Source organism: Shewanella cutis (genome assembly GCF_022410515.1).
In the GTDB taxonomy this organism is placed as follows: domain Bacteria; phylum Pseudomonadota; class Gammaproteobacteria; order Enterobacterales; family Shewanellaceae; genus Shewanella; species Shewanella cutis.
In genome coordinates this window covers 1-22,933 of record NZ_JACSDI010000026.1, presented here as the reverse complement: position 1 = coordinate 22,933, position 22,933 = coordinate 1, and the positions used below count along the sequence as shown (strand labels likewise).

Genomic DNA, 22,933 nt, shown 5'->3' with positions numbered 1-22,933 from the left:
TAACTGTCTGTAAAAACATGTATCGATAAACAACATCAAGCCCAAAATAGGACATCAAAATCAGTGAGAGAGCCCTAACGAAACCTCACCACTGATTAAGGATTAATTGCGCAATGGATGAAGCTGTTGTTGCAAGGCTTTAAATTTAACAACCGCCTTAGCATCATTCGCAGCTGCTTTAACACTGCTACTTTGTGACAACTCGGGATACTGCTTAACAAGAGTTTGCTCTAAAACTAACGCTTCTTGAATTTTTTTAGATTCAATAAGCTCTTGCAAACGTGCTAGAGACGACATAAGTGCTGCGGTATCAGTGTTTACGGTGGCTTGTACATCTCCTTCAGGATGTGCGCGAGCAACTTGCGGTAATGACCGAGACTTAGCTTGAATATTCTCTTCAGCAGCCATGTTTGCTTGCGCCCTCATCACCTCTCTTTGCGCAGTTTGCTTAGCTGTATCTTCTGCCAATCTAGCTTGGCTAGTCATTTCAGCCTCTTGCACTTTAGCCTCAGCCACATCAGTTGCTACACGAGCAGGCATGGGTGCACTCATGGTCAAAGCGGCTGGCGCGCCCATGTCTTCCTCAAACTGTCCTCGATTTAGCACCACCAAGCCAACGACGATGACTAAGGAGGCCGCGCTTGATAACACCCAAGGAAAACGACGCCAAATAGGCATTGCCGAGGGCGTTAACTGGCTTACATTTCTTTCTGACAACTGGGTTTGTGCTAGCCGTAAAATATCTTGGTCGAGCCTATCGGGGGGCATTTCGAGTGCTTGCTTGAAATACCAAGTTGAGACTTCTTGGCGTAATGCCAGTTCTTCGGATGACAGAGTGGAATTACTCATGACCAACCTCCTGCCATTTAGCATTGACACAATCTTTTAAGCTTTGATAGGCATAACGAATACGGCTCTTCGTGGCCTCTAACGTCACACCTGCAATATCGCTGATCACAGCGGCGGTAAAACCCATTTCGATATTTAAAATAAAGGCTTCTTTCTGTACTTGAGGCAATAGGGCTACACAATTTTTTAGTAAGAGACTTTTTTGTGTTTCCTGCCAATGTACATCCGGCTGCGACTGCGCTTGCCCCGCGAAGGTATCGAGACCTTCCTCATTATCATGACTCACTAAATCGACTGGCTTTACCGCTCTTACATGGTCAATCAATAGGTTGTGAGCAATCCGGTACAACCAAGTATTAAACTTAGCGCTAGGTTCATAATTCGTAGCTGCACGGATCACTCGCCCCCAAGTCTCTTGATATAAGTCTTCGGCTAGCTGTTTATCCCCAAGTTGGCGCACAAAGTAGCGATACAATGCCCCTTTGTGTTTAAGGTAAAGCTGCTCAAACGCTTTGGCATCGCCCTCTGCATAGCGCTGCATTAACTGTTCATCGGTATGCTCATGGGCATGAATTTGCGGTATCGCCAGTGCCATGACAGCTCCCTACTGGTTAACTAACTGAATAAATAGGTTACTCCATGCTAATGAAGTTTATCCTGAGGTGGAAAAGGTTTGTTCTCTGCATCAAAGGATTTCTTAATGGGGACTTGATTCGTTTGCGCTAGCAGCGTTGCAGTTTCAACAAGTTGCATAAACTCATGTCGATAACCCATTGTATCTTCTCCTAGCGCAGAACGAGTAAGCACCCTAAGTTTATTATAATCAAATTGATGCAAGTAGTGGCTTTGATTCAGTAACTGCCCTAATCCCGCAACTGCCGCCGCAAATCTAAAATCATCACTGGCTTGGTCTACAGTTTTAACGCTCTGATCGGCCCTTATCGGATACGTCAATAATTGACTGTTACTCGCGTCGGGCAGTTGATAACGTAATTTAAGATAGGCAATTTCGTCACGGCTATATTTTTCACTGCCTGTATCAGGGTTATAACCATAACGGAGTTTGTCATTAGCCATATGACCCGTTTCAACATAGCGAAGTTCATAAAGCGCGGTAACTGTATGACCCGCACCAATTTCTCCAGCGTCCACCTTATCGTTATTAAAATCCTCGCGGGCTAAGGCGCGGTTTTCATAACCAATAAGACGATACTCTGAAACTAAAGCGGGATTAAACTCAACTTGCACTTTTACCTCTTTGGCGATGGTCAGCAGTGTTGCAGTTAACTGTTCCACCAGCACTTTTCGAGCTTCATTCACAGAATCAATGTAGGCATATTGTCCATTACCTTTATCGGCGAGTTGCTCCATTAAATGGTCATTGTAGTTACCCATGCCAAAGCCAAGGGTCGTCAAGCCAATTCCATGTTTTTTCTGTGCTTCAACCAAATCGATTAACTCATCGAGGTTGGTGGTCCCCACATTAAAATCACCATCGGTTGCGAGAATGACTCGGTTAATGCCACCTTTAACAAAGTGCTTCTGGGCTAATTGATAAGCCAATTGGATCCCTTCTGCGCCATTGGTTGAACCACCAGCAGTTAACTGCTCCAATGCATAGGTAAGGATTTGAATATCGTTACCTGCAGCGCCATCGAGCACCACGCCTGCAGCCCCCGCGTAGACTACAATCGATACTTTATCCTGTGCATCCAGCTGTTGAGTCAGCATTTTTAAGGCGGTTTGCAGCAGAGGTAACTTATCATCAGACGCCATAGAGCCAGAAACATCCAGCAAGAAGACTAAATTACTCGCCCCAAGCTCAGCTTTATTCTGCTCATATCCTTTTAAGCCAATGCGCAATAACATCATGTCATCATTATAAGGTGATGATGCAAGCTCGGTTGTTACGCTAAATGGCGCCTCATTTTTATTGGGTAGAGGGTAGTCATAAGAAAAATAATTCAGCATTTCTTCAACACGTAGCGTCTCTTTTTGAGGTAATCGCCCTTCCTTTAACATCCGCCTTAACGTGGTGTAACTGCCGGTATCAACATCAATTGAAAAGGTCGATACAGGAATTTCACCCGCGACCATAATGCCGTTTTGTACTTGCTTCTCAAATTGGTTACGTTTAGGGAGCACTGCCCCTTGCAAACCATCATTTAACCTGGGAGCGGCAACACTGGTATTGGCTGCATATTGAGCGATAGTTGGCATATGCTCAGCATGTATATCCTTCGATTTGGCACGCAATTCATTTTCATGTTGTATTTTAGCCTGCCGCTCAGCCTCAACACGTTGCACAAGTGCCGCTTGTTGCTCAGCAGCCTCGTTAGCTTGAGTCGCTAATTCAGTACGACTCTCCGATTCAGTTTGTTTATCCATACAACCACTCAATCCCAATATAATGGCGAGCGTTAAGGCCGAAACAGCTGCATTGTGGCGCTGTTTATTTAAGGAGATGGAAACGAGTTGGGCGTTCAATAAATATAATGGATGTGTCATAACTTTACCCTCAATGATGTATATCTCCATAAACGCAGTTCAAGTACAAAAGAGTTATTTCATCAGAGGAAATTGCGATATTTAATTGACCAAGCATACTATTTATTAAAAACAAAGACATTTACCCTTCTTTTGCAGCTATGATCACACAAAAACATTCTTCTGGACTCTAGAATAGAGCCTTGTAATAAGCCGCGTTTATGGACCCACACGTGTCACACTCTGCTCATTTGTTTTCATTAAGAATTGCGCACGCCCTTAACGAAGCGTGCGTAAAAGATAGGTATTCGTTTAAACGTTTTGGACAAGATCTTCTCGCGGGACTGACTGTCGGGATTATTGCCATTCCGCTGGCCATGGCTCTAGCGATTGCTAGCGGCGTGCCGCCACAATACGGCCTTTACACCGCGATTGTAGGTGGTTTTATCATAGCGATGACGGGCGGCTCCCGTTACAGCGTCTCAGGGCCAACCGCCGCCTTTGTGGTATTGCTCTATCCTATAGCCCAGCAATTTGGCTTAGCGGGCTTACTCATTGCCACCATTATGTCAGGCATGATGCTCGTTGCCATGGCGATGTTAAGACTTGGCCGATTAATCCTATACATTCCAGAATCAGTCACCTTAGGCTTTACCGCTGGTATTGGAGTAGTGATTGCCACGTTACAGCTAAAAGACTTTTTTGGTCTGCAGATTGCCCATATGCCAGAGCAGTACTTTGCCAAACTCATGGCGCTAGGGCAGGCGCTGCCATCGCTTCATCTACCAAGCCTGTTCATAGCTGCAGCCACCTTAGCCACCATGTTACTCTGGCCTAGATTAAAAATTCCTGTACCGGCACACCTTCCCGCTATCGCCTTAGGCAGTATCCTCGCCTTAATACTCAATGCCATGGGCGCAGAGATTGAAACCATTGGAACACGTTTTCACTACCAATTAATCGATGGCAGCATTGGCAGTGGTATTCCCGCGGTCTTGCCTCACTTTGAATGGCCTTGGCTACAGACTGGCCCGAATGGTCAAGCCTTTGAATTTAATCTGGCAGCCTTTCAAGCCTTACTCCCAGCAGCATTTGCCATTGCCATGTTAGGCGCTATTGAGTCACTACTCTGTGCCGTAGTGCTTGATGGCATGACAGGCAAACGCCACAGCGCCAACAGTGAATTACTCGGCCAAGGGATAGGCAATATTATCGCGCCCTTCTTTGGTGGGATCCCTGCAACCGCAGCAATTGCCCGCAGTGCGGCAAACGTAAAAGCTGGCGCTCAAAGTCCAATCGCGTCGATGATCCACGCCTTAGTGGTATTAATTGGCCTCGTGGCCCTCGCAGGGATTTTAGCCTATTTACCCATGTCGGCGATGGCCGCATTATTACTGGTAGTGGCTTGGAATATGAGTGAGGCACCAAAAGCAGTGCATTTACTCAAAACAGCCCCCACCAGCGACATATTGGTGTTTTTAAGCTGTTTTTCTCTCACTGTGATTTTCGATATGGTGATCGCCATCAGTGTGGGGATTATTTTAGCTGCGCTGCTATTTATGAAAGAAATCGCAGAGATGACCAAGCTTTATGATATCAGTAGTAACAAACGCTATGTAGATCAATCTCTACCCGCTGACTGGGCTGTACTCAAAATTAATGGGCCATTATTTTTTGCCGCAGCCGATCGCATTTTTGCCGAAATTGCCAGCCTCACTCAAGATAAGCAAGTGATTGTACTTTACTTGGATGGGGTATCAATTCTGGATGCAGGCGGTCTTGCTGCACTCAGTAAGCTAATTGATAAATGTAAACTTAATCACACCAAATTGATCATTGCCGAACTGCAGTTTCAGCCTATTAGAACCTTAGCGAGGGCCAAAGTGCAACCAATTGAAGGGGTATTGAAATTTTATCCGACCCTGCGAGAAGCCTTAGCCGAGGCACCATCATTTGAGCATATCATCGAATCTAATCCAGCAGCAAACCACTAATCCCAAGCCGGTATTTTATCCCCAACGCACAATATCTGCGTTGGGGCATAGGGTTAATTTAGCTTAATTCAACGAACACTTTATCCATCCTAAAGACACTATTTTTACTAGCAAAAAACGTCAGAAATCGAGCTTAACATGGTATTATTCTGCGCCATGATGCTCCCTGCTCGAATAGGGCCTTGGAACATCGACTGTACCCAGACCTGAAACAAGGTCGTAATATAATTAAAATTAGTGAGTTAAGGAGTTATCATGCAAGCCCTTGTTGCTGTTGTTATGGGTTCTAAGAGTGATTGGCCCACAATGGAAGCCGCCGCTGAGATCATGGATAAACTGCAAGTGCCTTACCATGTTGAAGTTGTATCAGCCCATAGAACGCCAGATAAACTGATGGAGTTTGCAGCCGGTGCCGCTGACCGTGGTTTTAAAATTATTATCGGTGGTGCAGGCGGCGCCGCGCACTTACCTGGGATGATCGCCTCTAAAACTCGCTTACCCGTATTAGGCGTACCAGTACAAAGTAAAGCACTCTCAGGTATGGATAGCTTACTGTCTATCGTGCAAATGCCTAAAGGGATCGCTGTAGGCACCTTAGCGATTGGTACAGCTGGAGCCTTTAACGCTGGTTTACTCGCCTGCCAAATTTTAGCCAATAACGATGTAGCGCTTGCTGCTCGTTTAGACGCCTTCAGAGAAGAACAAACTCGTGCCGTGCTTGATAATCCCGATCCGAGGGAAGCCTAATGACTCAAGCAAGCGCAAAACCTAAGGTTTGGGTATTAGGAAATGGCCAACTGGGTGCCATGCTAACCCACGCTGGCGAGCCGCTGGCTATCAATGTTCGCGCCGTGGATATCATGACGCCAACGGATGATATTTTACCCCTCGCGCCAAACGATATTATTACCGCCGAACGTGAGCAGTGGCCTGAATCCGCCTTAAGCTTACAACTCAGCACCCATCCGCATTTTGTTAACGGCCCAGTCTTTAGCCGCTTAGCCGATCGCTATAGCCAAAAAAGCTTACTCGATCAGCTTAACGTCCCAACAGCACCTTGGTCACTCGTTGATGATCACACAAAGGTCGAAACTCTGTATCAAGCGTTTGGCCCAAGAGTTCTAATGAAGCGCCGCACTGGCGGCTATGATGGCAAAGGTCAGCATTGGCTAAAACAAGCTGAAGCGGTTGATATTCCCCATGATTGGCGCAACTTAGCCATTGCCGAGCAAGCGATAAACTTCGATGAGGAAGTGTCCTTAGTTGGCGTGCGTACCCGTGAAGGCCAATGCGTGTTTTATCCATTAACACTTAACCTGCATCAAGATGGCATTTTGATGGCGTCGATTGCGCCACTGGCTCGTTTAGATCATCTGCAAGCCCAAGCCGAAACCATGCTCAGCGCAATTATGCATGAGCTGGAATATGTCGGCGTGATGGCGATGGAATGCTTCCGTGTTGGCGACAATCTGCTGGTTAACGAGTTAGCACCGCGGGTGCATAACTCAGGGCATTGGACCCAAGCAGGTACCCATATGGATCAATTCCAACTGCATTTAAGAGCCCTGTGTGGGATTGCCATTCCGCAGCCACAGGTGAACTTTCAATGCGTAATGGTCAATCTGATTGGTATTGACAATGATGCCCGCTGGTTAAGCTTGCCCAATGCAGAACTCTATTGGTACAACAAAGAAGTACGTTCAGGCCGCAAAGTCGGGCATTTAAATCTTTCGGTGCCTAATCTTACTGTGTTAACAAACAGCATTAGTGCACTACAAACATGGATGCCAAACCAATATCAAGCACCTCTCGCTTGGATTTTGGCTGAGTTTACAAAAAGCTAATTTAATAGCATTCAGCACTGATAGGGGGAGTAAGTTGTCCCCTTATCAGTGGATTTTAATGTTTGTTATATACTTATCCTACTCAGCATAAATGAGTGATATGGTGATAAAATCAAGCTAGCCGAAGCACGAATAAAGGAACTACCGAGTGAAATTAAGGGATAATTTTAAACGTAAGACTATAGATCGCTTGGATTATCGCTATCATCTCTTGCTGTTGATTATGCCGATAGTCCTCTTTGTTTTATTGTTTGTTTTTAATGCCCCGACAGAAGGCTGGACCATTCTCCCCCTGCTGTTTGTTTGTCTTACCTATGTCGTTACCTATAGCTTAATTTACTATCTGCATCAGGGGCGTTTAACTCGCCTATGGCAACACTTAGAGCAGGTTGTCAGTATTAATGATGCCATTTATGAACTTGCCCACCTATCAAGCCAATATAAAAATGAGCATGCATTTCTCGATGCCCTACTCAATAAAGCTGTCTGTATTATTAATGGTGCAGAAATGGGCAGCATCATCAAGGTCAATGAGGATAACCACAAGCTACATTTTGAATCCGTCGTAGGACTCGATCTGAACAAGCTAAAAAGACTGAACTTTTCCCTTGAACAATCCTTCGAGTATCGACTCACCAAGGGTAAATGTGACCGTGTAGTGGTCGTTGATGATATGAAAAATATCAATGCTGCAAGCACGCTAACAAATGAACAGCAGCAGGTGCTGCTTACAGCAGCCAAGCAACCGATACGCTCCACACTCTCCAGCCCAATACGAATTGATGGCAAACTTTATGGTATGCTCAACCTCGACAGCAGCAGTGTCGGCGCCTTTAACGACTACGACCGTAATTTGGTCTCTATCCTCACCCACGAGGCCAGCAACGCCATTGCCTTGTATCAAAAGTCACAGCAAATCACCAAGCTAGCCAATTTCGATAACTTAACCGGGCTCTATAACCGTAAAAACTTTGAAGATGCCTTACAGCATTGGCAGCCTAAAGCTCAATTAGGCAGCTTTTTAGTGATTATTGATATGGATAATCTCAAGATTATCAATGATCAACAGGGGCATCAGGTCGGCGATGTGGCAATAAAAGAAGTCGCTAAAACAATCCTAGGTTTCTGGAAACACAAAGGCATTATCTCTCGGTTTGGTGGTGATGAGTTTGTCGCCCTATGCCATGGCCCGCTTGAACTAATCGAAAACGATCTGGATGCCATGCGCCTTAAGTTACATCATGAGTCGCCCCTAAATCTCAATTTTAGTGTGGGCATCGCCCCCTACGATAATGATTGGGCTAAGTCTTTTAAACAGGCTGATAATGCAATGTATGAGCAAAAGCGTGGTAAAAAACAGGCCGTTAATGCACTCGAAGCCATTGCGGCTAATAATCAGCTGCCGCAATAAGCATTCGGCAACAGCTCATAGTCAATAAGTTCCTCGTGCATAGGCGCAAGGTTAATCAAAAAATAATCGCCACAGCCAAGAGGAATCTAAATCTTTCTGGCAGGTTTTATATTGCGCCGCGTAACGCTTCGCTCGATCATCGACCTTAGTGGCAACCTTCACTAACCATGCCTTAGACTTATAAGAGCCCCGACGATAGCCTCCCCAACCTTCGTGATAATTGAGATATTGCGCTCTCGCATCCCACTTAGAAATCCCATTGATTTTATTGGTCTTATAAATAAACCAGCCCATAAAATCTATAGCATCATCAAAATTACTGCGCGAAGACCAACTGTTGCCCGTCTCGCGAACATAGTCGTCCCACGTCATAGATTTTGCCTGCGCATAACCATAGGCATCACTGGCTCGACCAATGGGAATAAAGCCTAAAAAGTACTCCATCGGCGGCGCCGCATTATGTTTAAACGAGCTTTCTTGATACATCATCGCCAGAGGTACATGCACTGGTACACCCCATTTATCGCGGGTATCCTTTGCGGCTTCGTACCATGAACGATGTTCTTGGAAAATATCGCAAATATTTTCAGGAGATTTAGGCGGAGAAGTGGCGCAGCCAGACAGTAAACCTATGGATGTACATAACAGAGTTGTCGAAAGCCAATTCATGAAGCGCTTATTCTCCCAAGTAATAAAAACGGCTCATCATCGCACAGTAGTAGAATACGCCAAAGCCTCAAATCTATTTTTGGCGTCAAAATCACTTAAGCGCCTAATACCAATCACATTAAATATCTAATCAGTTCAGAGCCTCACAGGCATCTCAATCCAAGGCGCATTGACGAAGAAATGGTGATTCCCTTTTAAGTCAATGTAACACGGGAGTGAGATGCCTGTGAGGCTCCCGAAGGGCGGGGTTGAACGGGCTTTATACTGCGTTTAAGGCTTTCGACAGAGCGCCACTATGCCTTCAAGCCTTCGCCTTGTCTAAAGCCCGTTTAACTCCCGCTGAATGAACAGATATTTAATACGATTGGTATAAGTTCAGGCAACACTCATTAGCAGAAATGACAATCCATTGTTAACACAAGCTATTTTGTTTCAGGACTCAAATCAAACTGACAGTCATGATTTTCTTGCTGCCACACACCGGGCTCCCAATAGTTAGTATCTTTACCCATGTAGCGTTTATCCGTGTGGAATAATGCTCCTATGTGGTAACGCTGGTGCCCTTCCACCATTAATGTGAAGGTTTTTGGCGTTCGTGCACTAAGGGACACCCCAAGCGATGGAGCATCAATCAACTCGGCAACGGTAAACTCATATTCCCCAGGTGCTAATTGATAATTAGGCTTTGAGACCACAGGCTTACCATCTAGATGAGTCACCACCACTCGATACCAATGGGTACTAGCATCGGGTTGCAAATAGCCCGATACCGTACCACAACTTAAATCATCTTCAGGGGATGAAGCGCAACCAGAGAGTAACGCAGTAGACCCAAGCAAACTGGCAGCGAGAATAAATGTCCGCATCTTCACACCTTGACTCATTAGGCTGGCGCACCGAAATAGTCAGTCAGATAATCATCAAAGGATACCGCGCTCTGTGCAGCCTCTAATTCCACTTGTTTGGCTAACGAACTTTGCGCCTCAGCGTCATAATCGCTCACTGCTTCTGAGGATAATGGGTAATCGATGAAATATTGATGGTATTGCTGTGCCAATGACATCACCCACTGACCATGATCTTGCCCCTTGGTAACCAATTGCTGAAGCACTTGGCCAGACAAGGTTTTCTGTGGATCAACCACAGCGTCTCGCCAATGGGCTAAGGCTGCTTGATAAGCATTTGTTTCACCATCGAGTAATACTGCCAGTGACGATAAGTGATCAAATAGCTCCAAGAGCCATGTCTGTAATGATAATGTTCCCGTTGCCGTAAGCAGCTCAAGTCCAGGCTTACGTCCCTCAAGTACCACTGACTTTAAGTTGGCGCTTAATCGCACCTCTTCAGCGGCATCTGACTTAGGTGATGGTGTTAATAAACAATAGAGTAAGAATAAGTCGAGGAAGCGTACTTGGCTTGCCTCAATCCCGATAGGGCTAAAGGGATTGACATCTAATGCACGCACCTCAATATATTCCACCCCAGCACGAGCAAGGGCCTCTGAGGGTTTCTCACCACTTTTTGTCACCCGTTTAGCACGGATGGGTGAGTAAAATTCGTTCTCAATTTGCAGCACGTTAGCATTGAGTTGACGATATTCACCATCCACCTTCACCCCAATATTGGCAAAGTTGGCCGATGGCATCTTAATTGCCGCTTTAATCCCCGCCAAATACTCGGGCAGAGAGTTATAACTAATATTGAGATCTTCTTGCTCTTTGTTGGTATAGCCCAAATCGCTCATCCGCAGCGACGTTGCATAGGGTAAATACAAAGTGCCGCGTCCCGACTTTTCAAAACGTAAATCGGTCTTTTGCCCCTTGATAAATGAGCTACACAACGCTGGAGAGGCACCAAACAAATAAGGCAACACCCAGACCAAACGGCGATAATTGCGGATAAGTCCGAAGTAAGACTCGGAGATAAAATCCTCAAAGCTCAAGCTTTTATCACTCAACTCATAGAGGCTTTGCCATAGCTCCTGCGAAACCGAAAAGTTAAAATGCACCCCAGAGATAATCTGCATCAAGGCGCCGTAACGGTAAGTTAAACCTTTACGATACAAGGTTTTCATCTTACCCGTGTTCGACGTGCCGTACCGAGCAATGGGGATATTCGCCTCATCTTTTACATAGCAGGGCATGCTCACGGGCCACAAGCGCTGACCATGCAAATGCCGCACGCTAAAGGCATGGGTCTCGGTCAAACCTTGCAATAGCGGCTCAACCTGATTATTCACCGGAGTGATAAATTCAAGCAGTGCCTCACTATAATCTGTCGTAATGCGCGAATGCGTTAATGCCGAACCAAGCTCCAATGGATGCCCATCTAACGCAAGGTAGCCTGACTCGTCGATACGCAGTGCTTCACGCTCAATTCCACGTAACATGCCAAGGAGTGCGGCACGCCCTTGAGCGTCCGAGAAATGTTGTACTAATTCATTGAATGGCTTCAATTTGCGCTTCTCTGATTGGTGGTTCGCTATCGCGACAAGGTTAACAGTCAGACCTTTATTTTGAGGCTTATCTTTCAAAATACGCCTCAAAATAAATCTAAACCTGTCCATGGGGCAAGCCAAATTACATTCTTCTGCGATGAAACGCAGACGGTGACAGCTAATGCTGTCACCGCCATACACTTTAACACTTTAGACAACAGCCACTTTGTGCTGCACGATTAACTTGTCTGCAATTTATACCCAAACAACCTAAAGAGGTTGAAACTTGTATCTTTGGGTTTGTTAGGTATATATAAGGCCGAAAAGCTAATTTACAATACTAAAGTTTCAATTGGATAGCCTAAAGTTGCTAAATCCGCTTCAATTTTAGCCTTATCGCCAACAACCAAGATAATCATTTTCGAGATATCTAGCTCGGAAGCCGCGAGGGCATTGAGTTCATCTTTTGTTACAGTATTTATAATTTTGTCCTGCTCGGTAGTAAAATCTTGGCTTAACTGATAACGCTGAATCATTCGCATAAAACCCGCCTTCTGATAAGGCGTCTCATAATCCAACGCCTGCCCTTGGGAAACCGAGTTTCGCATAAAGGTCAGCTCCGCATCAGTCATCCCTTGCTGCTGGTAAGCTTTGATTTCTTTAATAAACTCATTTACAGCTTTAGCAGTTACATCAGTACGTACATCACTAGAGGCGATAAACTCACCCACTTCGCCCGTCCCCGAGAAGCTTGTACGCGCACCATAGGTATAGCCCTTATTCTCACGTAGGTTAAGGTTAATACGACTATTAAAAGCCCCTCCTAGAGGGTAGTTCATTAAATACGATTTAAAATAATTGCCTGTTGCATCATAGGGTAAAGCTCGTTTCGCTATATTGATCACCGATTGAGCCGCCCCCGGTTTATCAATCAAATAAATGGTCCCCCCTTTAAGCGCAGGGAATGATTTGAGCGGTGGCAATACGCTCGCCTCACCTTGCCATTTGCTCAATCCAGCCAATTTAGGCAATAGCGCATTTTCGGGAAGATTCGCCACGGTAATGATTTTGGCATTAGCACCACGGTATTGCTCGGCATAAAACGCCTTCACATCGGCGAGTGTCAGTGCAGCGACTGAATCTAAGGTCCCCGTATCAGTGACCCCAAGGGCGTTATTATCACCATAGAGCAGGCTATACAGCGCCGCACTGGCCTGATAACTCGGATTAGACTGCATATGCTGAATTTGCTGGAGTTGTTGCTGCTTCACCCGAGCAAAATCAGCCTCATTGAAGGCTGGTTCAAACAGTTTTTCTTCTAAAATGGCTAAGGTTTCATCCAAATGCTCAGTGAGCGCAGAGACCTTAATCGTGCTTTGATACTCCGATGCACTAAAATCGACCGTGCTGCCTAACATCTCGAGCGCCTGCGACAATTGTTCACCGCTTCGTTTTTGGGTCGATTCATTGAGCATTTCTGCGGTTAAACTTGCCAGTCCCGCCTTTTCGACGGGGACTAATCGATGACCACCATTAAGATAAATCACCAACTCAACCGTTGGAGTCTCAATGCTTTGAGTGCCCATCACTTCAATGCCATTGGCTAACTTGCTGGTCCAGATTTGCGGCACTTTAAGCACTGGCGCGGCACCCGTTGCGGGCATTTTTGAGCGATCAAAGCTTGAAACCAATTTTGCGTTAGGCAATTCACCTTCAACCGCCGTTTGGGCGACTGGCAGCGTTTGCGCAGTGAAGTTATCAGGATGGGCAATTAACGCCGTCATCCCCTGCGGCACCACACTCATCACTACCATAGGTTTGTCTTTGATGTACTTTTTAAATACGCGCATCACATCGTCTTTCGTGACGTTAGCGTAACGAGCAAGGTCGGAAGCAATCTTATTGGGTTTACCAAACAGGGTTTGATTAAGCGCCAAGTTAGACACTTTACCTTTGACGCTTTGCAGACCAAAGATGGTATCGGCCTCAAACTGTACTTTGACTTTTTGCAAATCGTCGTCGGTCACACCGCGCTGCTCAAATTCATTAATCGAGGCTAAAATACGCTGCTCAAGTTCAGCAAGGGTAACCCCTTTTTGCGGATTGGATAGGGCATAAATCGACATCTGACACGCCAACTCTTGACAGGGTTGGCTCACACTGGCCTGCACCGCATAGCCATCTTTTACCAAATTTTTATAGACTAATGAGGTTTTACCGCCGCCCAAAATGTTAGCTAACAAATCCAGCGCAGCCTCATCGGGGTGGTTGGCATACACAGTCGGAAAACCAATACGGATCAAGGGTAAATGTACGTTATCTTCCATTGAGAGATAACGCGTTTTATCGAGCGTAACTAAGGTCTTAGGCTCAGGCTGAACCTCTGGACCTCGGGGGATTTCACCAAAGTATTTGGTCACCCAAGCTAACGCTTGCAGCTCATCGAAATCACCGCCAATGGTCAGTGTGGCATTATTAGGACCGTACCAACGCTGAAAAAAGTGCTTCACATCATCCACTGTCGCGCGGTTAAGATCCTCGGGCCAACCAATCACTGGCCAAGAATAAGGATGCCCTACGGGAAACATGGCTTGATTAAACCGCTCGCTCATACGGCCATAGGGTTGATTATCAATCCGTTGAGCGCGCTCATTTTTTACCGTCTCACGCTGTACTTCAAATTTTTCACTGGTCAGTGCTGGCAATAAAAACCCCATGCGGTCAGACTCAAGCCAGAGCATTTTCTCAAGCTGATTGCTGGGCACGGTTTCAAAATAGTTGGTTCTATCGGTATTGGTGGAACCGTTAAGCATTCCGCCCGCCTCTGTCACCACCTCAAAATGCTGCTCATCGGCAACATGCTCCGAACCTTGGAACATCATATGTTCAAACAAATGGGCGAACCCAGAGCGACCTGCGAGCTCACGGGCTGAGCCTACATGATAGGTCACATCGACGTGTACTAAAGGATCTGAGCTATCCTGATGCAAAATCACGGTAAGGCCATTAGCAAGCTGATATTTCTTATAGGGAATACCGACTTGAGAGTCTGTCAATTGCACATTTTCAATTAACGTTACACCTGCGGGTAATTGGGTTGAGGTTTCGGTGGCACAACCTGCAAGAGCCGCGGAAATCGCGACGGCTAATATCCATCTTTTCAAAGTATTCCCCTTATACATCAATGGGCTAAAAAATTAGTCCCAGCTCAAAGCGCACTACTAATAATCAGTTAAGACGCTAAAATCACAGTAAAGTTCCAAGCAATACAATGACTTCCTTTGCAATGTAACGCACTTTAACCGAACAGCCGCGTTAAAAAATCAACCAAGCCAATGTAATGTTGCTGCGGCAACCACAAGATAACGAACGGTTTTACCGATAAAAATCACGATTAATGCGGGTCGCATTGGGAGCTTTAACCAACCAGCTAATAAGCATAAGACATCCCCGATAATAGGTGCCCACGACAGTAATAATGACCACACCCCATAGCGCTCAATTAGCGTTAAGGCTTTAGTATATTTGCCCTCACTCAACGCCTCTGGGGATTTAGCAAACCGCCCTAAACGTCCGAGATAAAAACTCGTCATCGCCCCTAAGGTATTACCGATACTAGCTACGGCGACTAATGATGGCCAAGCTTGCGGGACTTTATTTAACAGACCGACCAGTAAAACTTCAGATCCTCCCGGTAACAAGGTGGCCGCCAAAAAGGCCCCCGAAAACATGATAATCAAGTCAGACATAAAAGCTTACTCTATGAAATTAATAATTTTTTACATTAAATATTTGGCTGCAACCTTAGTGTTAAAACGATGTCGCAACTAACCATTTCATAACAAACTCATTTATCACAATAAGTTATAAGAAAATCGGTTTGTTATAACCCTATAACTACCGATACAATGTTTTTAATGGCAGAAATTGTCCTGTACCTGACGCGCCACTTGGTATAAGTTCATTCACTTCAAGTGGATGCACATACTAGCATCTCAGGTCTATGGGCTTGTAATGATATATTTTTGGAAAACGCATGATTCTTCAAACTATTAGCCGCATCCCTTTTTGGCAAAAAGTCCTTACAGGCTTCATTTTAGGTGCACTCGTTGGCGTACTGTTAGGCGAAAGCGCAACCGTGCTCAAACCTCTGGGTGATCTGTTTATTAGCGCAATTAAGATGCTTGTTGCGCCGCTGGTCTTTTGCGCTATCGTGGTAAGTATTACCTCGCTAGGTTCTCAAACCAATCTAAAACGCCTAAGCATTAAGACCTTAGGCATGTTTATGCTAACAGGTACAATCGCCTCGTTAATCGGTTTAGCCGTTGGTTCGCTTATCGATATGGGTGGCACCATGCAACTGGCCACTACAGAAGTCCGTGAACGCAATATCCCTGGATTTGCGCAGGTGCTACTCGATATGATCCCTGTCAATCCATTTGCTTCACTGGCCGAAGGTAAAGTGCTGCAAATTATTGTGTTTGCCGCTTTAGTGGGGATTGCCATTAACAAGGTCGGCGAGAAGGCTGAGCCGCTAAAACGCACGATTGAAGCGGGCGCCGAAGTCATGTTCCAACTGACCCGCATGGTGCTCAAACTCACTCCTATTGGTGTATTTGGTTTAATGGCTTGGGTAGTTGGTGAGTATGGTTTATCGACCTTACTGCCCTTAGGCAAATTTATTGCCGCAATCTACATTGCTGCCCTTGTACATATGATTTTTGTGTATGGCGGCTTTGTGAAATTAGCAGGATTAAGCCCGACACAATTTTTCCGTAAAGCATTGCCAGCTCAATTAGTTGCCTTCAGCACTTCGTCAAGCTTTGGCACGCTGCCCGCAAGTACTAGAGCGGTTGAAACCATGGGTGTTTCTAAGCGTTACAGTGCCTTTGTCATGCCTCTTGGGGCCACCATGAACATGGATGGCTGTGGCGGAATCTACCCTGCGATTGCCGCGATTTTTATCGCGCAGATTTACGGTATTCCACTCGATACCTTAGATTATGTGATGATCGCAGTGACCGCGACCGTAGCTTCTGTTGGCACCGCAGGTGTTCCAGGTAGTGCCATGGTAATGTTGACGGTAACCTTAGGTGTGATTGGTTTACCGCTCGAAGGTATCGCCTTTATTGCCTCAATCGATCGAATTATCGATATGATCCGAACCACGACAAACGTCACTGGCGATATGATGACAGCCGTCGTGATAGGTAAGTCAGAAAATGAACTAGATGTTGAACAGTTTAATGCTAAGGATACACAAGCATCACTAGCCTAACTAATACCTAGGATTGGATAACTGTATACAAAAAAACCACCTTAACTAAGGTGGTTTTTTTTTCGCCCTTTTAAAAGCCATGCACGCTATTGCTCACCCTAAACCAACCCGCAATACTGTTGCGTTTAGCCAAGGTTTTAGTCACCTCATGGGGAAAACGCTCACTTAAGAAAATCACAAAGTGCCCCATTTTAGGCGCGATGCGCTCAATCTCGTTATCATCTTCATCAAAAATGACTAACTCACCACAATGTTCGGGTATCCAGTCAGGATTAAGGAAAAAAACTGTCGTTAAAATACGGTTTTGGCTACCTTTCAATGCATCCACATGCTTTTTATAGAAGGCACCAGGTTGGTACACCGCATAATGGCTTTCATAGTCAAACAAGCCCATAAATAAGCGACGATTGAGCCCCTCTTTTAATTGCATCATCAAATCTAAATAAAGCGAGTCAGGCTCATGCTGCTCGTCCAACCACTGAATCCGATCACGGCGAATATCGGGGTTAAGTTGTTGTTCTGCACCACGTCCGATGGAGGCCGCTTTTAGCTCATGTATTTCTGTCGCTTGCACTTTTTCCAATAAAACTTGGCTTATATGGGCAGGCACTAACTCGGGTAAAAAGATATAGCCTTTGTCTACCAAGGCGTCAGCGATCACATCCAGCACTGCTTCACTTAATTGCGAAACCATTAATGCTACATCCAATAATAAGAGGCTACGCTTTAGCTGTACTCAAGGGCTCAAAGGAAGGGGAAACTGAGCCTGATTTTCGAGGGGCGTCGATACGGGATAAAGAAGTTATCCCACAGTCAAATTTGGCGGGATTTTAGAGTAAAGATTATCGAAAAACAATAGTATGAATAAAGGCTTGACAGGTTGTGTTATCAAGCCTTTGGCCATTATACATCGAATCGATTATTCGACTAATCCACGACGTTTTAAGAGCGCGTCGGTCGTCGGTTTTTGACCAGTTAGGTTGATGTAATTCTGCATCAAATTCTCACTGTTACCCTTAGACAATACGGCCCCACGGAATTTATCACCATTTTCAAGAGTTAGGCCTCCATGTTGCCCCATATAAGCAAAAGCATCAGCAGCAAACACCTCTGTCCACAGATAAGCATAATATCCGGCAGAGTAACCACCGGAGAAGGCATGGCTAAAATAACTCGATTTATAACGCGGTGGAATTGGCGTGAAATCAAGGCCGTGTTTAGCTAACACTTGGTGCTCAAACTGCTCAACATCACTAATTTGAGTATCGGCGCTAATAGAATGCCATTCCATGTCTAATAAGGCTGCTGACAGATACTCAACAGTATCAAAACCCTGACCAAATTTATTCGCGGCTAAGATTTTATCGAGTAAGGCTTTAGGAATTGGCTCACCGGTTTGGTAGTGTTTGGCGTAATTGGCAATTATCTTGGGATCAATATTCCAGTCCTCATTGACTTGGGATGGAAACTCCACAAAATCACGCGCAGTAGAAGTGCCAGCTACGCTAGGATATTTCACCTGAGAGAATAAACCGTGCACAGCATGACCAAACTCATGGAATAGGGTCGTCACTTCATCGAAGGTCATTAGGGTTGGCCCATCGGCAGGTTTTGGAATATTAAGCGCGTTATACACCACAGGCTTAGTGCCCAGTAAACCACTTTGAGTGACAAACTCATCCATCCAAGCACCGCCGCCCTTGCCTTCACGGGCATAAGGGTCGAGATAGAATAAGCCGATAGAACTATTGTCTTTATCGAAAACCTCAAAGGCCAGCACATCACTGTGCCAAACAGGTAAATCAGTTCGGGGTTTGATGCTAATGCCGTAGAGTTTATGCATCGCGAAGAACAGACCATCTTTCAATACTGAGTTAAATTCAAAGTAAGGTTTAATGCTGTTTTCATCAAGAGCATACTTTTGCTTACGAACTTTATCTGCGTAAAAAGACCAATCCCATGGTTGTAACTCAAAATCACCGCCCGCTTTTTTGATTTCAGCTTGAATATCAGCCGCTTCGACTTTAGCACGAGCCAAGGCTTTAGGCGCGAGATCATCTAAAATTTCATAAACTGCAGCAGGTGTTTTTGCCATTTGATCCGCCACCGCATAGGCAGCCCACGTGTCAAAACCAAGTAAATTGGCTTTCTTAGCGCGAATTTGCGCCATTTTCACAATCAATGGGCCATTGCTGGCAACGGCTCTGTGGGCTGAGGTTTGCCAAACTTTTTGGCGAAGTTCGCGGTTATTTAAACTAGTAAGAATCGGCTGACGAGTTGTGTTCACTAAACTGATCAAATACCCGGTTTTGCCCGCCGCTTTTGCCGCAACGGCTAAAGTGGCGATTTCGCTGTCAGATAATCCGTCTAGCTGTGCCTTGTCAGTCACAACAATCCCATCATCTTTAAATGACTTTAAGCTATTTTGCGAAAACTCAGTCGCAAGCGTAGCGAGCTCGGCATTATAGTCACGCATTTTGCCTTTATCGACATCGGATAATTTGGCACCGGCACGTACAAACTGTTCGTAATAGAACTCGACTAAACGTTTATCCTCAGCGTTTAAATTGGCACGTTGTTGATATACCACCTCAACACGGGCAAACAAGCTTGGATCGAGATAAATATTATCGCGATGAGCCGATAATTTAGGCGCTAAATCGGCTTCTGTTTTTTGAATGTTGTCATCCGACATCAAACCAGCAAGATTGAAGAAGGTGCGGGAAACTCGGGTCAACAACTCACCTGAGGTTTCCATTGCGAGAATAGTATTCTCAAAGCTAGGTAACTGCTTATTGGCAATTATCGCTGCGATTTCAGCCTCATGCTCTTTTATCCCCTGCGCAAAGGCGGGTGCATAATCCGAGCTCTTAATCGAATTAAACTGAGGGGCTTGATCCTGCAGTGGACTCTTGCTCAATAATACATTGCCAGCGCTGGCTTGAGCTGTGGTTGGAGCAACTTGGGTTGCGACAGCATTGGTCGCTTCTGTATTGACTGCAGAATTTTCAGAACAGGCACCCAAAAACAACACCGCAGTAACAGCGGTAGTAATAACAGACTTACGCATAGGAACTCCCTAGAGTGTTACTGTCCTTTCTTTATATTTTTTAAGTGAAGGTACAAGCAACGGATTTTAGCTTATCTTCCAACAGACATATCGATAGATACGCTCGCTGTTGACGCACAACCTTAGCAAGTTCACAGTCATTCGGCCAAGCTTTCGAACTGAGGATTCAATGCTGATTTGTATCTCTTTATGTGTGACGAACCTCCACCACAAATCAATACACGATCTACTGTGATGTTCGTCTCCAACCGAATGACGGCCAAAAACAAACAAAGCTAAAGCAAATTAAATATTTTAATTTAAAAATATAAAGTTAGATAAAAACAATTAAGCACCAATAACATAAAACTCAATAACAGCATAAGAATGGATTCAAATTTAAATCCTAAATCCAATAAACATTAATTATCATCAACAAACAGCAAGTAACAATTAATTAACCTAAAATAAAGTAAAAACCCGCCTAGCTGTATGCAATTTAACCAATGAAGTTTACTATCACAATTTTAAACACCCTTTATCCAATTAATGTCACATTCATAACATCAAATGTCTTTATAATCCCCGTTCGTTAACTCAGCGCTTATACACTTAATCGTGTTCAGCGCATGAATTAACAGGATGATGGGCATGTTCAAATAGAACATGTATTCGGGTCACATAAATATAAATAGAGAAGATAATGTTAAATAAAAAAATACTCGCAGTAATGATCACTGCCACCCTCGGCGTAAGCGCCTGCGGCTCAGATGATGAACCAATCGTTCAAGCGGATTTACGTGTACTTGAAACCACAGATCTGCACACCAATATCATGGATTTCAACTACTACAGTGGTAAAGTGGACCCAACAATCGGTCTTGTGCGTACCGCAAGTTTAATCCATGCTGCTCGTAGCGAATCGAAAAACAGTGTTCTGGTGGATAACGGTGACCTACTCCAAGGAAGTCCAATGGGCGACTATATGGCGAAAGTCGGTCTGCAAATGGGTGATGTTCACCCAGCCTATAAAGCAATGAACCTATTAGACTATGAAGTCGGTAATATTGGTAACCACGAATTTAACTATGGTTTAGACTTCTTAAATAAATCACTCCACGGTGCAAAATTCCCTTATATTAACGCCAACGTATATTGTGCCGATGATGATGGCTGCTGGAATGGTATAAAAAAAGGTGAACATTTATTCACCCCTTATATCATTAAAGAAAAACAAATCATCGATAGTGAAGGCAATAACCAAACCATTAAAATTGGTTATATTGGTTTTGTGCCACCACAAATTTTATTGTGGGATAAACAAAATCTCACAGGTAAAGTCACCGTTGAAGATATCGTTGCCACCGCGAAAAAGTATGTGCCTGAAATGAAAGCTAAAGGCGCTGATTTAATTATCGCCATCCCCCACTCCGGTATCGGCTCAACGGAAAATCCAGGCGATCCAATGGCTGAAAATGCCACCTACGCATTAACAAATGTGAAAGATATTAATGCGATTATGTTTGGTCACAGCCACTCCATTTTCCCTGATGCAAAATATGCCGATTTGCCTAATACAGACGTCACTAAAGGTTTGCTAAATGGTGTACCAGCGGTTATGCCAGGACGCTGGGGCGATAACTTAGGTGTAGTCGATTTTAAACTGGAGCGTAAAGACGGTAAGTGGTCGGTACTAAGTGCCTCGACGAAAGCGCGTCCTATCTATGATGGCGCCACTAAAACACCATTAGTGGAGCGTGATCAAGAAATTATTGATGCAGTAGCGGCTGAGCACCAAGGTACTTTAACCTTCGTAGATCAGCCTATTGGTGTTGCAGCTGCGGATATGTATAGCTTCTTAACCTTAGTACAGGACGATCCAACGGTACAAATCGTTTCCGATGCACAAATTGCTAACGTCAAAGCTAAATTACCTGAGGCGTTAAAGAATCTGCCCGTATTATCCGCCTCAGCCCCCTTTAAAGCCGGTGGTCGCCATGGCACCACTAGCGATGCTGACCAATATGTGCAGGTGGATAAAGGCGCATTGACCTTTAAAAATGCTGCCGATCTTTATCTCTACCCTAATACCATGGTGGCGGTAAAGGCCACAGGTGCTGAGCTTAAAGACTGGTTAGAATGTTCCGCTAACCAGTTTAAACAAATCGATCCAAACAAAACAGCGCCACAGGAATTAATCAACTGGGATGGCCACCCAACTTATAACTTCGACGTGCTCGATGGTTTAACCTATAAGATTGATGTCACCCAGCCAAGTAAGTTCGACCGTGACTGCGCTGTAGTCAACGCCAATGCTAACCGTATCGTCGATTTAAGCTATACCGATGAAAACGGTAAAGTATTCACAGGCGAAGAATTTGCGGCTAAAGAATTTATCGTTGCATCCAATAACTACCGCGCCTTTGGAGGCAAGTTTGCTGGTACTGGTAGTGACCATGTTGTACTAGAACTGCCAGATACTAACCGCGAAGCTTTAGCCGCTTACATTACGGCGCAGTCTCAGTTTAATGAAGCGACTGGCAAGTACGAAGGAACAGTAAATCCAAGTGCTGATTACAACTGGGATTTTAAAACAATCAATACAAACGTTACGTTGGATATTCGTTTTCAAACCCAAGATAGCGACAAAGCAGCTACCTTTATCGAAGCGAATAAACAACGCGAAATGAAAAAGATCAGCAAAGATGAACTCGGCTTCGCGGTTTACAGCATCAATTTAAGCCAAGATAAAACGAAATAATCAAACGGCTCTATCCAGAAAAGGCTCCCTGTGAGCCTTTTTTTTGTCATCATTGTAGGGCGTGTTGACGTTTCGAGATTAGATTTTGTTCGTTCTGGCAAGCACGTGATCGCGCAACAAGGAATGATGTGTCGTTATACTACTCAAATGACGA

The 22,933-nt window shown here is 44.9% G+C and carries 16 protein-coding genes; 6 read left to right on the top strand and 10 right to left on the bottom strand.

The window, feature by feature from the left end; genetic code table 11:
* Nucleotides 1-102: 102 nt before the first annotated feature.
* Genes H9J30_RS20185 through H9J30_RS20175 form a run of 3 tightly spaced genes read right to left on the bottom strand, consistent with a single transcriptional unit; the run spans nt 103 to nt 3,357 of the window.
* A complete protein-coding gene (locus H9J30_RS20185; RefSeq protein ID WP_240132628.1) occupies nt 103-849 on the bottom strand; it encodes a hypothetical protein in 747 nt (248 codons plus the stop codon).
* Nucleotides 842-1,444, bottom strand: coding sequence for a sigma-70 family RNA polymerase sigma factor (locus tag H9J30_RS20180; protein ID WP_240132627.1), 603 nt, complete (start codon nt 1,442-1,444; stop codon nt 842-844). Before H9J30_RS20180 ends, H9J30_RS20185 begins: the two co-directional genes overlap by 8 nt.
* A 47-nt stretch (nt 1,445-1,491) precedes the next feature.
* Nucleotides 1,492-3,357, bottom strand: a complete 1,866-nt coding sequence (locus H9J30_RS20175) for a vWA domain-containing protein (RefSeq protein WP_240132626.1) — start codon at nt 3,355-3,357, stop codon at nt 1,492-1,494.
* Nucleotides 3,358-3,569: 212 nt separating this feature from the next.
* Here H9J30_RS20175 and dauA point away from each other — a divergent pair, with 212 nt between their 5' ends.
* From dauA to H9J30_RS20155, 4 genes are all read left to right on the top strand, one after another.
* Complete coding sequence (gene dauA / locus H9J30_RS20170; protein WP_240132625.1) at nt 3,570-5,330, top strand: C4-dicarboxylic acid transporter DauA; 1,761 nt, start codon at nt 3,570-3,572, stop codon at nt 5,328-5,330.
* Nucleotides 5,331-5,585: 255 nt separating this feature from the next.
* Nucleotides 5,586-6,077 carry a 5-(carboxyamino)imidazole ribonucleotide mutase gene (gene purE, locus H9J30_RS20165; RefSeq protein ID WP_240132624.1) on the top strand — a complete coding sequence of 164 codons (492 nt, stop codon included), beginning with the start codon at nt 5,586-5,588 and terminating at the stop codon, nt 6,075-6,077.
* Nucleotides 6,077-7,174 carry a 5-(carboxyamino)imidazole ribonucleotide synthase gene (gene purK, locus H9J30_RS20160; RefSeq protein WP_240132623.1) on the top strand — a complete coding sequence of 366 codons (1,098 nt, stop codon included), beginning with the start codon at nt 6,077-6,079 and terminating at the stop codon, nt 7,172-7,174. The genes purE and purK overlap by 1 nt, the downstream gene beginning before the upstream one ends.
* A 148-nt stretch (nt 7,175-7,322) precedes the next feature.
* Complete coding sequence (locus H9J30_RS20155; RefSeq protein ID WP_240132622.1) at nt 7,323-8,585, top strand: sensor domain-containing diguanylate cyclase; 1,263 nt, start codon at nt 7,323-7,325, stop codon at nt 8,583-8,585.
* A gap of 51 nt (nt 8,586-8,636) precedes the next feature.
* Here the strand turns inward: H9J30_RS20155 and H9J30_RS20150 are convergent, their stop codons facing one another.
* The 5 genes from H9J30_RS20150 to H9J30_RS20130 all read right to left on the bottom strand — a co-directional run bounded on the left by H9J30_RS20150 (nt 8,637) and on the right by H9J30_RS20130 (nt 15,440).
* Nucleotides 8,637-9,254 carry a transglycosylase SLT domain-containing protein gene (locus H9J30_RS20150; RefSeq protein ID WP_240132621.1) on the bottom strand — a complete coding sequence of 206 codons (618 nt, stop codon included), beginning with the start codon at nt 9,252-9,254 and terminating at the stop codon, nt 8,637-8,639.
* Nucleotides 9,255-9,676: 422 nt separating this feature from the next.
* Nucleotides 9,677-10,120, bottom strand: a complete 444-nt coding sequence (locus H9J30_RS20145) for a hypothetical protein (protein WP_011073387.1) — start codon at nt 10,118-10,120, stop codon at nt 9,677-9,679.
* Nucleotides 10,121-10,137: 17 nt separating this feature from the next.
* Complete coding sequence (gene gshA / locus H9J30_RS20140) at nt 10,138-11,787, bottom strand: glutamate--cysteine ligase (RefSeq protein WP_240132620.1); 1,650 nt, start codon at nt 11,785-11,787, stop codon at nt 10,138-10,140.
* A 236-nt stretch (nt 11,788-12,023) separates the two neighbouring features.
* The gene (locus H9J30_RS20135; RefSeq protein WP_240132619.1) at nt 12,024-14,873 is read right to left on the bottom strand and encodes a M16 family metallopeptidase; all 2,850 of its coding nucleotides are present in this window, start codon (nt 14,871-14,873) and stop codon (nt 12,024-12,026) included.
* Nucleotides 14,874-15,014: 141 nt separating this feature from the next.
* Nucleotides 15,015-15,440, bottom strand: a complete 426-nt coding sequence (locus tag H9J30_RS20130; protein WP_240132618.1) for a YqaA family protein — start codon at nt 15,438-15,440, stop codon at nt 15,015-15,017.
* 287 nt (nt 15,441-15,727) lie between these two features.
* On the opposite strand from H9J30_RS20130, the gene H9J30_RS20125 reads away from it, so the two are divergent.
* Nucleotides 15,728-16,969 carry a dicarboxylate/amino acid:cation symporter gene (locus H9J30_RS20125; RefSeq protein ID WP_240132617.1) on the top strand — a complete coding sequence of 414 codons (1,242 nt, stop codon included), beginning with the start codon at nt 15,728-15,730 and terminating at the stop codon, nt 16,967-16,969.
* A gap of 70 nt (nt 16,970-17,039) precedes the next feature.
* Here H9J30_RS20125 and H9J30_RS20120 read toward each other — a convergent pair whose 3' ends face one another.
* A complete protein-coding gene (locus tag H9J30_RS20120; protein WP_140906989.1) occupies nt 17,040-17,663 on the bottom strand; it encodes a 2OG-Fe(II) oxygenase in 624 nt (207 codons plus the stop codon).
* Between the two features lie 225 nt (nt 17,664-17,888).
* On the bottom strand, nt 17,889-20,039 hold the full coding sequence (locus H9J30_RS20115) for a M3 family metallopeptidase (protein WP_240132616.1): 2,151 nt from the start codon (nt 20,037-20,039) through the stop codon (nt 17,889-17,891).
* Nucleotides 20,040-20,721: 682 nt separating this feature from the next.
* Here H9J30_RS20115 and H9J30_RS20110 point away from each other — a divergent pair.
* Nucleotides 20,722-22,779, top strand: coding sequence for a bifunctional 2',3'-cyclic-nucleotide 2'-phosphodiesterase/3'-nucleotidase (locus tag H9J30_RS20110; RefSeq protein WP_240132615.1), 2,058 nt, complete (start codon nt 20,722-20,724; stop codon nt 22,777-22,779).
* Nucleotides 22,780-22,933 lie beyond the last annotated feature (154 nt).

Bases quoted from the DNA above. Each gene is read 5' to 3' on its own strand.
- H9J30_RS20135 (WP_240132619.1), bottom strand. From the start codon at position 14,873: ATGTATAAGGGGAATACTTTGAAAAGATGGATATTAGCCGTCGCGATT.
- H9J30_RS20120 (WP_140906989.1), bottom strand. From the start codon at position 17,663: ATGGTTTCGCAATTAAGTGAAGCAGTGCTGGATGTGATCGCTGACGCC.
- H9J30_RS20125 (WP_240132617.1), top strand. From the start codon at position 15,728: ATGATTCTTCAAACTATTAGCCGCATCCCTTTTTGGCAAAAAGTCCTT.
- H9J30_RS20180 (WP_240132627.1), bottom strand. From the start codon at position 1,444: ATGGCACTGGCGATACCGCAAATTCATGCCCATGAGCATACCGATGAA.
- purE (WP_240132624.1), top strand. From the start codon at position 5,586: ATGCAAGCCCTTGTTGCTGTTGTTATGGGTTCTAAGAGTGATTGGCCC.
- H9J30_RS20115 (WP_240132616.1), bottom strand. From the start codon at position 20,039: ATGCGTAAGTCTGTTATTACTACCGCTGTTACTGCGGTGTTGTTTTTG.
- H9J30_RS20175 (WP_240132626.1), bottom strand. From the start codon at position 3,357: ATGACACATCCATTATATTTATTGAACGCCCAACTCGTTTCCATCTCC.
- H9J30_RS20145 (WP_011073387.1), bottom strand. From the start codon at position 10,120: ATGCGGACATTTATTCTCGCTGCCAGTTTGCTTGGGTCTACTGCGTTA.
- H9J30_RS20150 (WP_240132621.1), bottom strand. From the start codon at position 9,254: ATGAATTGGCTTTCGACAACTCTGTTATGTACATCCATAGGTTTACTG.
- H9J30_RS20110 (WP_240132615.1), top strand. From the start codon at position 20,722: ATGTTAAATAAAAAAATACTCGCAGTAATGATCACTGCCACCCTCGGC.
- purK (WP_240132623.1), top strand. From the start codon at position 6,077: ATGACTCAAGCAAGCGCAAAACCTAAGGTTTGGGTATTAGGAAATGGC.
- H9J30_RS20130 (WP_240132618.1), bottom strand. From the start codon at position 15,440: ATGTCTGACTTGATTATCATGTTTTCGGGGGCCTTTTTGGCGGCCACC.
- H9J30_RS20185 (WP_240132628.1), bottom strand. From the start codon at position 849: ATGAGTAATTCCACTCTGTCATCCGAAGAACTGGCATTACGCCAAGAA.